Origin of the sequence: Paenibacillus sp. FSL R5-0908, from assembly GCF_038006245.1 — a bacterium.
GTDB lineage: Bacteria > Bacillota > Bacilli > Paenibacillales > Paenibacillaceae > Paenibacillus_AQ > Paenibacillus_AQ odorifer.
Window position 1 is genome coordinate 5,140,261 of sequence record NZ_JBBOUV010000001.1, and the last position, 15,013, is coordinate 5,155,273.

General features: G+C 43.9%; 13 protein-coding genes, 1 riboswitch and 1 other annotated feature. Of the genes, 8 read left to right on the plus strand and 5 right to left on the minus strand.

Features of this window, described 5'->3' with window-relative positions:
* Positions 1 to 49 precede the first annotated feature (49 nt).
* Together MKZ09_RS23455 and serA are read left to right on the plus strand one after the other, a co-directional pair.
* Entirely contained in the window at positions 50 to 955 is a 906-nt protein-coding gene (locus MKZ09_RS23455) for a hypothetical protein (RefSeq protein ID WP_076134697.1), read from the plus strand.
* A 110-nt stretch (positions 956 to 1,065) separates the two neighbouring features.
* Positions 1,066 to 1,296: a binding site (T-box leader), on the plus strand.
* Between the two features lie 243 nt (positions 1,297 to 1,539).
* Positions 1,540 to 3,132, plus strand: a complete 1,593-nt coding sequence (gene serA, locus MKZ09_RS23460; protein WP_036676193.1) for a phosphoglycerate dehydrogenase — start codon at positions 1,540 to 1,542, stop codon at positions 3,130 to 3,132.
* Positions 3,133 to 3,509: 377 nt separating this feature from the next.
* Here the strand turns inward: serA and MKZ09_RS23465 are convergent, their stop codons facing one another.
* The gene (locus tag MKZ09_RS23465; RefSeq protein WP_076134698.1) at positions 3,510 to 4,343 is read right to left on the minus strand and encodes an SDR family NAD(P)-dependent oxidoreductase; all 834 of its coding nucleotides are present in this window, start codon (positions 4,341 to 4,343) and stop codon (positions 3,510 to 3,512) included.
* Between the two features lie 159 nt (positions 4,344 to 4,502).
* Between MKZ09_RS23465 and MKZ09_RS23470 the strand changes: the two genes are divergently transcribed.
* The 6 genes from MKZ09_RS23470 (at position 4,503) to MKZ09_RS23495 (ending at position 10,882) form a co-directional block, all read left to right on the plus strand.
* Positions 4,503 to 5,459 carry a helix-turn-helix transcriptional regulator gene (locus tag MKZ09_RS23470; RefSeq protein ID WP_076204256.1) on the plus strand — a complete coding sequence of 319 codons (957 nt, stop codon included), beginning with the start codon at positions 4,503 to 4,505 and terminating at the stop codon, positions 5,457 to 5,459.
* 121 nt (positions 5,460 to 5,580) lie between these two features.
* On the plus strand, positions 5,581 to 6,831 hold the full coding sequence (locus tag MKZ09_RS23475) for a methyl-accepting chemotaxis protein (protein WP_076134700.1): 1,251 nt from the start codon (positions 5,581 to 5,583) through the stop codon (positions 6,829 to 6,831).
* Positions 6,832 to 7,005: 174 nt separating this feature from the next.
* A riboswitch (cyclic di-GMP riboswitch) is annotated at positions 7,006 to 7,102 on the plus strand.
* Positions 7,103 to 7,257: 155 nt separating this feature from the next.
* Positions 7,258 to 8,898 (plus strand): thiamine pyrophosphate-binding protein, encoded by a 1,641-nt coding sequence (locus MKZ09_RS23480; RefSeq protein ID WP_111504887.1) that lies wholly within the window; start codon positions 7,258 to 7,260, stop codon positions 8,896 to 8,898.
* Between the two features lie 10 nt (positions 8,899 to 8,908).
* Complete coding sequence (locus tag MKZ09_RS23485; RefSeq protein WP_036676184.1) at positions 8,909 to 9,277, plus strand: carboxymuconolactone decarboxylase family protein; 369 nt, start codon at positions 8,909 to 8,911, stop codon at positions 9,275 to 9,277.
* 207 nt (positions 9,278 to 9,484) lie between these two features.
* Positions 9,485 to 9,835 carry a hypothetical protein gene (locus MKZ09_RS23490; protein WP_051490905.1) on the plus strand — a complete coding sequence of 117 codons (351 nt, stop codon included), beginning with the start codon at positions 9,485 to 9,487 and terminating at the stop codon, positions 9,833 to 9,835.
* A 54-nt stretch (positions 9,836 to 9,889) separates the two neighbouring features.
* Positions 9,890 to 10,882, plus strand: a complete 993-nt coding sequence (locus MKZ09_RS23495) for a ketoacyl-ACP synthase III (protein ID WP_076134703.1) — start codon at positions 9,890 to 9,892, stop codon at positions 10,880 to 10,882.
* 76 nt (positions 10,883 to 10,958) lie between these two features.
* Here the strand turns inward: MKZ09_RS23495 and MKZ09_RS23500 are convergent, their stop codons facing one another.
* From MKZ09_RS23500 to MKZ09_RS23515, 4 genes are all read right to left on the minus strand, one after another.
* Positions 10,959 to 11,174 (minus strand): DNA-binding protein, encoded by a 216-nt coding sequence (locus MKZ09_RS23500; protein WP_076204249.1) that lies wholly within the window; start codon positions 11,172 to 11,174, stop codon positions 10,959 to 10,961.
* A gap of 14 nt (positions 11,175 to 11,188) precedes the next feature.
* Positions 11,189 to 12,682 carry a glycerol kinase GlpK gene (glpK, locus tag MKZ09_RS23505; RefSeq protein WP_076204244.1) on the minus strand — a complete coding sequence of 498 codons (1,494 nt, stop codon included), beginning with the start codon at positions 12,680 to 12,682 and terminating at the stop codon, positions 11,189 to 11,191.
* Positions 12,683 to 12,800: 118 nt separating this feature from the next.
* The gene (locus MKZ09_RS23510) at positions 12,801 to 14,237 is read right to left on the minus strand and encodes an ATP-binding protein (protein WP_076204239.1); all 1,437 of its coding nucleotides are present in this window, start codon (positions 14,235 to 14,237) and stop codon (positions 12,801 to 12,803) included.
* Entirely contained in the window at positions 14,238 to 14,954 is a 717-nt protein-coding gene (locus MKZ09_RS23515) for a response regulator transcription factor (protein ID WP_036676174.1), read from the minus strand. It abuts the gene before it with no gap.
* Positions 14,955 to 15,013 lie beyond the last annotated feature (59 nt).

A 15,013-nucleotide genomic window follows, 5' to 3' on the forward strand; every position in this document is an offset into this window, starting at 1 on the left:
TCAATACATAATACATAGGATAATCCCCCCAGAAAAAGGAGCATTTATTATGAGCAAACGTAAGTCCCGCAATCAAATGTTATACACGCTAGTTTTTTTGTTTTTCCTAGTTTGCGCCTTCGCCGCATTTTTTACTGGCGTTAAGGTAGGCGCAGACAAAACTGAAGCCAAATATGACAATCCATCAAGCATGAATGGATTAGTAGAATTCACGGGCTCATATCAACAGCAGGATCTTGTTACTTTCTATCATAACGTATTTTTGCCCTATCGGGAATTCAAGCGGAATTGGAACATTCAAGTAGATAAGTTAGCGCGCAGCACAGATGCTCGTATGAATGCGGCAGTAATGAAGAATCTAAGTATTCTAGCAGACCAGCAATATGAAAGAGTTAATCAAGATTCAATTTTCACTAACTCTCCTCTATTACATCAGTCACAGGTCAATGTACTCAAAAGCTTAACTTTATTTTCTAAAGCCTCCGGCAAAGTCTCTACTAGTGCATCTGGTGCAGAAACAGCCAAGTTATTGAAAAATGATGAATTTACAACCGGCGCCGTGAAGTACGGTCTCTTAGCACAAAAGAACTTCTATGATTCTATGCTAAAATGGGGCTCTAAGACAAACCAGAAAATACCTTCTGCACCTGGCGAACTAAAAACGATGTCTTTCATCCAGTGGAAAAAAATGCCGCTGCTTTTGAAAAATGCTTCTATCGCTGATATGATGTTGAATCGCGGAATTTTTGCAGGTTATGATCCTCAGGACATCACTGCTAAAATAGACGATATGATTTACTCAGGCACTGCAAGCTCATTAAATCTTTCGGATATCCAGTCCTCAGTAACCTTGTTGATTTCTACAGGTGCTGTGCAGGAACAGGATTTTGTAAAATGGCGGGAACAGTATTATAACAAGGAGACACTTCCACAGCTTCCGTTCTTTTTTGAATAGAACCAGTTATTGAATCATAACGAAAAATGAAGTTCACTTCAAGAAACGCTACTTGTAAAGCCTATTGACACAACTTGCATACCGTGTTACATTATGAAAAAATTAATCATTCAAAACCGATGATGGAACAAAGATCCTGAAAGTCTTCAGAGAGCCGGTGGTTGGTGCAAACCGGTGACGAACAGTTATCTTTAGCGCTCCTGAGATATTGTATCGAACCTTAAAGTAGGTACAATCGGATCAACTCCGTTAACAGTGTGGCCTATGCAGGCCAATGAGGCTGCTTCTTCCAAGTTGCAGTGAATTAGGGTGGTACCACGAAGATAACTCTCGTCCCTTACTACGGCAGTAGTATGGGGTTGGGAGTTTTTTTAATTCCCTAATCCCCCATAAATACTACCTTATGCCCAAAGTTACCGATTTCGCGGTACTCTTGCACGCTATTTCTTTTGTGCGACACCGCGTTGATCTACTATTATTACATGTTTTTCTCTACTAGTTCGTGAACCTTCTGGTATTGTGGACTGCCCATCAGGGCGTCCTCGACATATAAAGCTTTTCAACTTTAAGGGGGATAAGAAACCATGTTTAAAGTATTAGTATCGGATCCAATCAGTGATTTGGGCATTCAGCAATTGATGGACGCAACAGATGTGGTTGTAGACAAAAAAACAGGTCTCAGTGAAGATGAGCTCGTTGCAATCATCGGTGAATATGATGGTCTACTCGTCCGCAGTCAAACTACAGTAACTGAAAAAATTATCGAAGCTGGAAAAAACTTAAAGGTCATTGGTCGTGCAGGTGTGGGTGTAGATAATATCAAGCTGGAAGCTGCTACTCAACGTGGGGTTGTTGTTATCAACGCTCCTGATGGAAATACCATTACAACTTGTGAGCATGCTTTTGCAATGATGATGGCGCTGGCCCGTCACATTCCACAAGCTTATGCAAAAACAATTGGTGGAACCTGGGATAGAAAAACCTTCGTGGGTGTAGAGCTTCGTGGCAAAACTTTAGGTGTGCTGGGAATGGGCAGAATCGGTAGCGAAGTGGCAAAACGTGCCAAAGCTTTCGGCATGGAAATCCTTGCTTTTGATCCTTTCTTAACTGCTGAGCGTGCTGAGAAACTGGAAGTGAAATTAGCTTCCGTTGACGATGTAGTCCGCGGAGCAGACTTCATTACTGTGCACACTCCACTTACTCCGGAAACACGCCATATGATTTCCCGCCCGCAATTTGAAGTGATGAAAAAGGGAATGCGCATCATCAACTGTGCCCGTGGTGGTGTAATTGATGAAATGGCGTTAGTAGAAGCTATTGATAGCGGTATTGTTGCTGGCGCTGCATTTGACGTATTCGAAAAAGAACCGCCACAAGCAGATCACCCATTTTTGTCGCATCCAAAAATTATCGTGACTCCTCACTTGGGCGCTTCTACAATTGAAGCACAGGAGAATGTAGCGATCGATGTATCGGAACAAGTACTGCATATTCTGCGTAATGAACCGTTCATCAATGCTGTAAATATTCCTCCAGTTGCTCCAAGCGTAATGAACAAACTCCAGCCTTACTTCACACTTGGTGAGAAGCTGGGCAGCTTTGTTACCCAAATTACAGATAGTGCTATTCGTGAAATCCATGTTGAGTATGCGGGTGATCTGTCAGATGTCGATACCCAACCACTTACCCGCTATATTGTGAAAGGCGTGCTCTCCCGCCACTTTGCTGAGGATGTTAACATCGTTAACTCCATGCACTTGGCAAAAACACGCGACGTTAATGTAGTAATAACTAAAGCTTCCAAAACTAAAGGCTTCACTAATCTGATTACCGTGACCCTTAAAACAGATCACGACCAAGAACGTCTCGTAGCCGGAACATTGCTGCAAGGTTATGGAGAAAGAATTGTTCAAGTGAACAAGTTCCCCGTTGATATCGCTCCTGAAGGACATCAAATTGTCGTATCCCATAACGACAAACCAGGGATTATCGGACTTGTGGGTACATTGCTGGGCGAAAATGATGTCAATATCGCCTCCATGCAAGTGGGACGTAAAATCGTTGGTGGCGAAGCAATCATGCTGCTGACCGTTGATAAAGCTGTACCTACTCATGTGCTTGTGAAGCTTGCTGGCCTGCCAGAAATCAACACTGCAGAAGAAATCATTCTTCTGTAAGCAATAGGATAGAAATCAAACAACAGAGCAGCGATTCTCCTCTTATAGGAGTTTCGCTGCTTTTGTTGTTGATTGTTAGCTAACCTGTTTCGAATTCATCTACAACGCCGAACCGAGTTCCCTCGTGAGGCTTACGGACACCCTTGAGGTTTCGGACCCAGATGACCTTATATGCAATAATTCCGCTTTTGAAGCAGGGTTTCGGACTCCAGTGTCACTATTCCTCAAAAAGAGAGCTAAATCAGGTGTTTTGCCTATCAATAGCGTCTATGGGGACCGATAGCGTCCTAAATATACGAAAATGCTGCATTTTAGATCAGCTGTGTCCTATACTGCTTCGTACGCACATATGGGATCAAACAGATCAAGATTGCTGTTTAGACTAAGAATGCGGGAACAGTCCGACCATCGATGTCTGTAAATCCATACTTTTCAGCCAGCTTAGCAACCTGCTGCGGTTGTCCGGTCATAGACATGACCTCAGGATCGGCTGCTAGAGCAGTGACTGCTCTACCGATATAGGTTGTGGATTCAGTCATCTGCAATTCTTCAACCTCATGCCAATGCTCCTCATCCGTGTTCATGCTCTCCAGCACCGCCTCTGTCCTCATCCAGCCCGGAGTGAGCGGAATAACTGCAATGTTGTCCTCTTTAAGCTCATTCGATAACCCGTAGGCCATGCGCACAAGTGTATTTTTAGAAAGATCATAATAGAAGTTTCCTAGATATTTGTAATGATCCCAAAAGGTTGTATGGATGATTAGACCGCCAGCTTTTGCCTCGCGCATTAAAGGTATTGCGAAATAATTTGTTACCAATTGCGCCCTCACACCCGCATTAAACATATTATCCCAGTGCGCTGTAGGAAGCTCCCAAAAAGACTTCTGCTCAATAGGCAAGTCATTCCCGCCCCATACATTATTGACTAAAATATCAAGCCGCCCTTGCTCTGAAGCAATCTGGCGAATGACTGCCTCTGTCTCCTGATCTTTTGTATGATCACATCGTATGGCGCTGCCGGACCCTCCCTCTGCTTTTATTTCCCTAAGTACGTTATCAATGCTCCGCTTGCTATGCTCTGTGCCAGAAGCCTCTGTCGTTCTGCCCGTAATATAAACGAATGCACCTTTCCTTGCCAGCTCCAATGCAATTCCTCTACCAGCACCTCTGCTGCCCCCGGTGACCAATGCTACTTTTCCTTTTAAAGTCATGTTCTCAATCCTTTCTACACTTGTTTTTCTCTAAATGTTCTGTATTTAATCCTTACCTTATATAAGTATAATTCTTTAATATGACATCAACTGACATATATAATATAATAATTTATTAAGAACTAGCTAACATTTATTAGGAGGAGGAGTGTTCACTTAATGAGAGCCGATCGTTTGTTATCCATCTTACTTTTGCTGCAAAATCGTGGAAAGATGACGTCCCGTGAGCTAGCCCAGACCTTAGAAGTGTCTGAACGAACTGTGTTTAGAGATATGGAAGCCTTATGTACAGCAGGAATACCGATTCTTGCCGAACGGGGACGCGAAGGGGGTTGGATGCTCACAGAAGGTTACCGAACCTCGTTAACGGGTATGAAGCCCTCAGAGATTGCTACTCTGCTGTTGTCCGCAGACTCCTCGATTTTAAAAGATCTGGGTATACAAAACGACTTCTCTTCTGCCGTGCTTAAGCTGGAGGCTGCTTCCCCATCCAGGCCGAATAATCCAGCCAGTTACCTGAGCCAGCGCATTCATATTGATGGTGCCAGCTGGCACCCTTCCGACGAGACGTACCCGTTTCTATCTATCCTGCAGGAAGCTGTTTGGGAAGACCATAAAGTGAAGATCACTTACCCACGGAACGACGAGATGAAGGAGCGTTTCATTGAACCTCTCGGGTTAGTCGCAAAACGTGGAGTTTGGTATGTAGTGGCACGAACCGAGGGTGAAATGCGGACTTTTCGCGTGTCAAGATTAATACAAGCTGAAGCAACTAATGAATCATTTGTCAGACCTGAGGTTTTTGATTTAAAAAGCTACTGGGAACAATCGACTTCAGCTTTTAAAGCAGCACTGCCAAAATATGTAGTGAAATTAAAGGTGAATGAGTCTATTCTTAAAGAATTACAACGTGAAAGATATGTAACTATAACTTTAGTAGAACCCTCTGCTAATACTGGGTGGATGAACGTAGAGGCCGAGTTTAATACTATAGAATCTGCCTGTCGTATCGTACTCTCTTTCTCTCCTTCAGTTATTGTTTTAGCTCCTACCGAACTAGTAGGGATGGTAAAGTCTGCTATTAAAACAATTTCCACAATATATGAGGAATTTTGACATGAATTCTAAATATCTACTACTTAAAGAAGATTTATGACACTTCTCTATAGACCAATGACCTATAAATCCCCTATAATAACACCATTACATAAAATTTAATAAGGGGGACATTTTACCAATGAGCTGGATGCACAAACTTCCGTTAAAACAAAGAATTGTTGCCGGATGTTACCTCGTTGCCGCACTGTTTGCTATTCCTGTCTTAGTTACGTTAATGATTCTAGGTCAATTTCTCGTAGGAATTATACTAGTAGTTGTTCTTGCAGGTCTGACTTTACCTGTTGCTCGCTTCGTGGAGAGAACGCTTACATCTTCTTTTGATGATATTGCTAATGTATCTCACAGTATTTCGAAGGGGGATTTCACTAGCAGAGCGGACGAAAACGGTTCAATGGGTGACGTAAGCCGCTCCTTTAACACAATGATTGATAAGCTCAAGAAGATTCTGACCGATGCATCACAGATCACCCGTCAAGTTATGGATGCAAGCCGCGGAATCGAAGATAAGAACCAGAACCTGAAAATTGTCATGGCACAAGTAGCCTCTTCCTCTACTGAGCTCGCTCTTGGTGCAAATGAAATATCTACGGATATCGCTGATATGACAGAATCCATTAAAGACATTGAGACCAAAGTATCCAATTATACGAACTCCACCAAAGAAATGAACAGACGTTCAATACATACCTTAGAACTTGTTGAGCAAGGGCGCCAATCCGTAGATACACAGGCTGAAGGCATGCGTAAAAACATAGAGGCTACACAAAAAGTGGCTGATACTATTGAAGCTCTTTCACAAAATGCCCGCGGGATTACGATGATCACCAAGACCATCACAGAGATCGCTGAGCAGACCAACCTGCTGTCACTGAATGCCTCCATCGAAGCTGCTCGTGCCGGAGAGCATGGTCGGGGTTTTGCCGTTGTAGCTCAAGAGGTTCGCAAGCTTGCTGAGGAATCTACGGCATCCACAAAAGAAGTATTCGGTTTGGTCCGCAGCATTGAGTCAGATATTAAACAAGCCATCGATAATATCGCCATCAATGAAGAGGTCGTGCAGGTTCAGAACGAAATGATCACACAAACTGCCCATATTTTCGCACAAATTGTACAAAGCGTGCAGTACATTACCGAGCAAATCTCTTCATTCTCTGCGGAGAGTGATCTTATGCTAGAAAGTGCCTTGAAAATTTCGAGTGCAATCGAGAATATCTCAGCAATCACCGAAGAAACCGCTGCTGGCACAGAAGAGGTATCGGCGGCTATGAATGAACAGATTAATGCCCTGCAATCTGTTGCAGAAGAAACGGAAAAAATGACCCAGGCCGTATTTAATCTGCAAAAAACCATTCATATCTTTAAATTCTAGTTCAAAACTATCAACTGCCACCTAAGCTGAGTCTTAGGTGGCAGTTTTTTTCGCGAGGCAAAACTTCATCTCTTGGACAAGACTTTCGTCAAATTTCGAGTTTTTTTAGCGGATTATGTTGACAAAAATTAATGAGGAATATATTGTAAAGGAAAATTATTCTTATCAACTATAAATTAATATTGGCAAAATCCTCGAAAGAGGATGACGCAAAACCATGGATCTACAGCCTCATTTTTTCGTTTGAGGCCATGATTGCCAGGTTGCAGAGGAACCAGGACGGCTGAACTATTGTTCAGTCTTAGCGGCGCCTTATGCCACCAACCTGTGCTTACTATAGAGCACAGGTTTTTACTTTTTGAGTATATTGATCTATCGTATCTATGCGATAGATTAATAACTAATATATATCAAAAAACTTGTGAGGTGTTTCTTTTGAAGACAGTCGCAGATTACATGGCGGAAGCACTACGTAACCTTGGAGTCACCCATTCTTTTGGGATCATTGGCAAATCGATTTGTCCAATAGTTCTAAAGATGGTGGATTACGGTATTGAATTTATTCCCGGCAGACACGAAGCAAGCTCCGGATTCGAAGCAGCAGGATATGCGCTGAAAACAGGTAACCTAGGCGTAGCATTTGGTACTTCGGGTCCTGGGGGAACTAACCTGCTTACAGCAGCAGCACATGCGAAAGCTAACAACCTACCTGTCCTATTTATTACTGGCCACCAATCCATTACAGAGCTTGGAATTCCTCAATGTCAGGACTCCACTTCTTTTCTGGCTGATTTAGCTGATATGTTCAGACCTGCCACCTTGTTCAGTAAATTGGTTGAACGTGGGGATCACTTTGGTACTATTTTTAATCATGCGATTTCTGTGGCCCTGACCAAACGTGGTCCTGTTCATCTTTGTATTCCTTTTGATGTACAAACTGAAGTATTGGAAGAATGCAATATAGTAATCCCAGAAAGAGAGTCTCTAATTAGTCAAGCTAATATCGATAGAGTCATCGATGCTATTCAAGCTGCTAAGAATCCTTTGATTATTGCGGGTAAAGGAATTAACCGCTCCGGAGCACATAAAGAGCTTGTTCAACTCGCAGAAACTTTTAATATTCCTGTAGTAACCTCTCCTGGTGGAAAAGGGGCTATAGTCTGGGATCACCCACTCTATCATGGTCCTATTGGCGTTGGCGGTTCGACCCACGGGGACGATTTATTAAATAAAAGCGATTTATTTATAGTGCTTGGATCACGTTTAAGTGATATGACCATCTGTAATCTTAAACGGGAGAATCATCCAGCAACTTTAATTCAATTTGATATTGATCCAACCTTTGTCGGAAAAATACTATTGTCCAAAACGATCCCGGTCACTGGGGACCTGCGCGATAATTTGGTGCACTGCCTAAATCATATTGACCCAAGCACAATCACCAAACGTGATGCTTTGGCCGATGCTGATTATTCAGAAGAGCTTCCAACCCTCAAGAATCTTTCCCTTGCTTCGGTAATGAGCACTTTAAGTGATTTAATTCCTTATAATAATTCAATTTTCGTTGATGATGGAAGTCATGGATTCCACGCTGCAAAATGGTACAAGGTTAAGAAACCGGGCAGCTTTGTTTTTGATGCTTATTTTGCTTGCATGGGTAATTCGATCGGCATGGCTATTGGTGCAAAAGTTGCAGCTCCTGAAGAAACGGTCCTCTGCATTACAGGTGATGGTTGTTTCATGATGCTCGGCGCTGAGATTAACACCGCTGTCTGCAAAGATATCCCTGTCATCTTTATCGTGGTCAATAATAAGCAACTAGATATGGCTCTTAAGGGTATGGAGAAAACCACAGGTCGTATCGATGGAACTCTATATGAAGTACCTATGGACGCCGTGAAATTCGCTGAATCTCTAGGTGCTAAAGGCTACAAGTGTGAGACAGCGGATGAATTCACAGCTGCAATTAAAGATGCGGTAGCTCTAAACCATGTTGCCGTTATTGAACTACTAACAGACCGTGATGAAGTCCCTCCGACTGCACACCGTACTTTGAACCTAAACTAGGAGGCTAACCATGAAGGAAAATATCAACAGTGGTCTCAACCACTTCACGAATCTATCAGGAGACTATGGCGCAAAAGCACTAGCTCCAATTAAAGACCACTTCCCTGACTTGGCTGAATTTATTATGGGGAATGCCTATGGCGATATTTTTCAACGTAATACTATAGCCCCTGACTGGAAGGAAATCGCAGTCATTTCATCTTTAATTTCAATGGGTCAATTCGAACAGCTGGGTGTTCATTATGTCATGGCCCTTCGTGTTGGAGTCACCGTAGAACAGCTTAAAGGTATTCTATTACACTTAGTACCCGTTATAGGGGCACCTAGAATCATCACAGCTTTTAATATCCTGCTTGCAACCATAGAAGAAATCCAATAATCCAACAGTTCGACAACAATATACAAAATTCGACTTTATTATTGCACACGCTTGAAAAATATGCCTATAATAGAGTCGGAATATCCCATTACTTGCTGTATAGTGTCGAATTTTGACTTTTATAAAACAGCTAAGTGGATATACATATGGCTGGATATTGCAGTCGAACTGTTTTGGACAAATTCAATCTATGGGAGAGATTTAGGCATGGGAAGTTTCGTTTTGAAGACAGACACTGCAAACAAGGTTATTAACATTGAGTTGGATGGAACATTTTCTGAAGAAGATGGTCTAAAATCTATTCAAGCTTATCAACAAACTATCAATCCAATTACTCCAGCTGACTATGAACTAAAAATCGACTGCAGAAAGCTAAATGTAACTGCACCAGATGTTGTACCTCTTTTAGAAAGCTGCTTTGTAATGTTTAAGAATGATGGATTTGTAAAAGTAAATCTAACGCTTGAAAATAACCCGATCCTCAAAATGCAGCTTTCCCGTCTTGGCCGTAAAGCTGGACTCGATAACATCGAGATCATTTCTGCGGTCACAGTCTAGATCTTTTAATCTTAATATGTAGGCCACATCTTACTGCTTTCCTGGAGGCGTATTATGACCGGAATTCGTATTAAAGGCATTGATATCTATCATCCCAGCAATATAGTTGGTAACGACTTTTTCATTAAGCATTTTGACGAAAAAGGCATTGATATTCGAGGTCTATTATCCGCATTAGGTCGTATTACACGGTATAGTATTAAGGATGCGGATGAGAATTCCCTTACGATGGCTTTTGAGGCTGTCCGGAATGTTCTGGAGAAAAGTGGTCTCACAGGTGCCGATATCGACCTTATTGCCTATGCAAGTCAAACTCCTGAGTATATCTTTCCTACCAACTCATTAATGATTCACCGTTTGATCAAAGGCGCATCCCATACAATCTGCATTGACAGCAATGCTAATTGTGCGGGTATGACGGCTTCTGTGGAACAGGTTAGCCGTCAGATGCAAGCGAATCCTAGGATTAAACGAGCATTGGTAATCGGCTCCGATTATGTAACCCCTCATGCCGATAAGAATGATCCGGTCTACTACGCTAACTTTGGTGATGCAGCGGCGGCAGTCATTCTTGAACAAGCTGAGGATGCGGTCGGTTTCATTGACTCTATCTACCAAACGGATCCATGTGTTTGCGATAATTCCAAGTTCCCGTGCGCAGGCCTGGCTAAACTGGGTAAACAAGGTGTAGCGGCTGGAGAGTTTAATGTGAAGTTTATTCCTTTTGATGATTCCATTTGCATAGATGCTGCTTCTGAGTCTATTCGTACTCTACTGTCTAACAACAATATCGCGCCTGAAGCCATTAAAGCAGCCTGCTTCTCACAGTTTTCATTGCCTAATATCTTAGAGATGTGTGAGAAAGTCGGCATTGATCGCAATGTAGCGGTATACATAGGAGATGAATTCGGATATACCTCTACGAGCAGCCCATTTATTGCTCTACATAAAGCTGTAACTACTGGAAAGATCGAACGTGGTGATAAAGTCCTGTTCTGGACAGTGGGCGCCGGTTGGCAAAATGTAGCATTTGTTATTGAATATTAGGAGCTATATAACAAAAAGCGGCAAGCTAGGGATTCACCTAAGCTTGCCGCTTTTTAATATAAATATGAACGCAACATCAGGACTTACTTGCAAAGGTGAGCCCCTTTTCCGCGAGGGCACTTCGTAATAGAACGATCGCCTTTGGCCCCAATCCATGTAGCCGCAGAAGCTCTGCCTCCGTAAGCTTGCTGAATTGTTGAAGCTGAACATATCCAGCCCCATGCAGGGCTCGAAGCGCCGGCTTAGATAGTCCGCCCGGCAGATCAGATTCTGTTCCGTTAACCATAGACATATACAGCCCCTTTATTACTGATATCCTTCATGCTTCTCCCAACCCATAGTACGCGCTACAGCGTCCTTCCAGGCATTGTAACGACCTTCCCGCTCAGTTATACCCATCTCAGGCGAGAAGACCCTCTCAGCCTTGTTGAAGCTCTCTAGCTGGGCACGTGTCCAGACGCCGGACGTTAACCCGGCCAGAAGCGCCGCACCCAAAGCTGTTGTCTCCGCATATGTTGTTCTAGTAACCTCACTGCCCAGGATATCAGACTGGAATTGCATCAGCAAATCGTTACGCACAGCTCCGCCATCCACACGAAGGCCGGTCAATGGCATGCCTGCGTCTTTTTCCATAGCTCCTATTACATCTCTGGATTGAAAGGCTAAGGACTCCAATGTAGCTCGTACCAGATGTCCTGAGGTAGTGCCTCTAGTAAGGCCAAATATGGCTCCACGGGCATACATGTCCCAATAGGGTGCCCCCAGTCCGGTAAACGCAGGCACAACGATAACCCCTTCACTGTCCTCTACTTCCCGTGCTTTATCTTCTGAGCCTGCTGGCTCCTCTATAAGACCAAGCCCCTCCTGCAGCCACTGAACGGCCGCTCCGGCCACGAACACACTGCCCTCGAGAGCATAATAGAGTTCATCTCCCATACCCCAAGCTACAGTGGTCAACAAGCCATGGCTGGAGGCTACAGCTTCTGTGCCTGTGTTCATTAGAATAAAGCAGCCTGTACCATAGGTGTTTTTGGCACTGCCGGGTTCTAGACAAGTATGTCCAAACAATGCAGCCTGTTGATCTCCAAGTACAGAGCGAATTGGAATGTCCGCTCCGAACCACTGTTTGTCTGCTACTCCAAATTCGCCGCCAGACATTCTTACTTCTGGCAGGATGGCACGCGGAATACGAAGCTCTTCCATTAGCTCTTCATCCCAGCACCGTTCATGAAGATTGAACAGCATCGTACGTGAGGCGTTGGTAACATCAGTGACATGTACGGCTCCGCAAGTAAGTCTCCAGATTAACCAGCTGTCGATCGTCCCTGCTAGAAGTTCACCTCGATTCGCCCGTTCTCGGGCGCCATCCACATGATCCAGTATCCAGGAGATTTTAGTAGCTGAGAAATAAGCATCTACAACAAGGCCCGTCTTGCTCGCAATAACTTGCTCCAGCCCTTTACTTTTAAGTTCTTCACATTGCTCTGCAGTACGCCTGTCCTGCCACACAATCGCAGGGTATATCGGTTTGCCCGTTATTTTATCCCAGATTAAAGCTGTTTCTCTCTGATTGGTTATTCCGATGGCAGAGATCTCCTCAACTGCTATGCCACCCCGCGCAATCGCATCTCTTGCCGCTGCGAGCTGTGACTCCCAGATTTGCTCAGGGTCATGCTCTACCCAGCCTGGATGGGGGAAGGATTGTTTAACTTCATATTGACCTTGTGAGACCCATTTAGCCTCCGTATCGAACAATATGGCTCGTGAGCTGGTAGTACCTTGGTCTAAAGATAAAATCATTCTATGCCCTCCCAAGCAAAACCTACAAGATATGTTCCACGATGAACAAGATTAATGTGTTTGTTTCAACAAAAAGCACCTCTGCTGTCAGAGGCGCTATCACACATTGTGTTTGGAATTACTGTTTTTCGACAGGAAGTCTTAGCGTAAAGGTTGTACTTTCGCCTAGTTTGCTTGAAGCTGAGATAGTCCCGTGATGCGACTCTACAATATTTTTAACAATCGCAAGCCCAAGTCCCGTTCCACCCGATTCTCCCCGTACACGCGCCTTATCAGCTTTGTAGAAGCGGTCGAATATATACGGCAGATCCTCTGGTGGAATTCCAACCCCTTCATCCTGAATTTTAATCTCAAGATAACGACGGCCTTCTAATACACAAGTTCCTGTATGAACCGTGATTTTTTTGCCACCCTGTGTATGGCGAAAAGCATTATCGAGTAAATTGGTTAAGACTTGTTCCAGTTTATCCTCATCCGCTGCCTTCAGAACAGCAATATCGCTCTCTTGCTGTAGGTGAAGATGGATATCGCGCTCTTTCGCACGTACAGAAAATTTACGGTAGACTCGTTCCAGCAGTTCGTTCATGTCCACCTGAGCTCTCATCATATCCGTATGTCCGGCTTCCATTCGGGCAAGATCAAGCAAATCCTTAACCAGACGCCCCATACGCAGTGATTCGTCATGAATGACCTGGATCAGCTCACTGCTTTCTTCGGGGGATGAAGCCATCCCGTCTAATAAAGCCTCACTGTACCCTTGCATCATCGACAATGGAGTGCGGATTTCATGGGAGACATTAGCTACGAAGTCTCTGCGCATCTTTTCCAGACGAACCTCTTCCGTCACATCCCGCAGTACAGCAACTACTCCCCGGATGCTGCCTTCAGAATATAACGGTGCCATATGAACAGACCAGACGCCCTGCCGCACATGTACATTAGAGCGGTCATCGCCACCTTGCTTCAAGGTGCTTAAAAATAAAGGACGCAAGGGAGGAGGAACACTGCTCTCAGCCGTTTCGGGATGAAGCTCAGCATCACTCGCATGTTCCCACTGCAAATCGCTCCAGCTCTCTAGCAGAGCTTGTCCGTGCGGATTGGTCAAAATAATCTGCCCTTCAATGTCAAAGGTGATCACAGCATCGCTCATACTGCGCAGTACGCTGGACAGATGCCCCTTCTCATGATGCAGACTGCGAATATTCTCTTCAAGCTCCTCAGCCATATGGTTAAAGGAAGTCGCCAACTGGCCAATTTCATCACTTGTGACAAGCGTAAGCCTTGTTCCGTATTCGCCCCGGCGAATGTTATTCGCAGCTTCAATGACACGCTGCATCGGCTGAGTGATTTTGGTAAACAAAAATAACGCAAAAAATGTCGTCAAAGAAAATCCGATCATACAAGTATACATAAATAAACGCTTGATATCTCCGGAATTGGCAAAGTTACTGTCTATGTAGGGAAGCAAAAATAACCCCAAGGTAATAAGCACGACAGCGACCAGGCAGATGATCGTAACCCACAGTTTGCCGACAAGACTTCTCCAGAAGTTCACTTATTTAGGTACCTCTAGTTTGTAGCCTACGCCCCATACGGTCGTAATCATCGCTGCGGATTCCGGTGATACTTTATTCAGTTTTTCACGAAGACGTTTTACGTGAGTATCTACAGTACGCAAATCTCCGAAAAATTCATAATTCCAGACATCCTTAAGCAGTTCTTCACGAGAAAATACTTTATCAGGCGAAATAGCCAAATAATGCAGAAGTTCATATTCTTTAGGTGTCAAACTTACTTCTTCACCACCAGCAGTCACACGGTGAGCATCATGCTCAATAATAAGATGAGTAAATACAATGTTATTGCTGGAATTGCTCTCCTTGGACAAGAAAGCAGTTGCCGACGAACGGCGCATAATAGCCTTCACCCGGTAAATGACTTCACGTGGACTGAAGGGCTTCACAACGTAATCGTCTGCGCCCATCTCAAAGCCTTGAACACGGTTGATCTCTTCGCCTTTAGCTGTAAGCATTAAGACCGGAGTTGACTTCACTCCTCTGAGTCTTGTCAGCACTTCCATCCCATCGATGCCAGGCAGCATAACATCCAGCAAAATTAGACCGTAGTCATTTGCTGTTGCTTTACGAAGAGCGATTTCTCCATCTTCCGCTTCATCAATTTCATAACCTTCTTTTTCAAGATACATCTTTAGCAGGCGGCGAATGCGTTCCTCATCATCCACTACCAGAATTCTGTTTAAATGATCTGCCATTTCACTACAACCCCTTCATCAATACAGTAGAACGTAACCTTTAAACCATTGTGCAACGT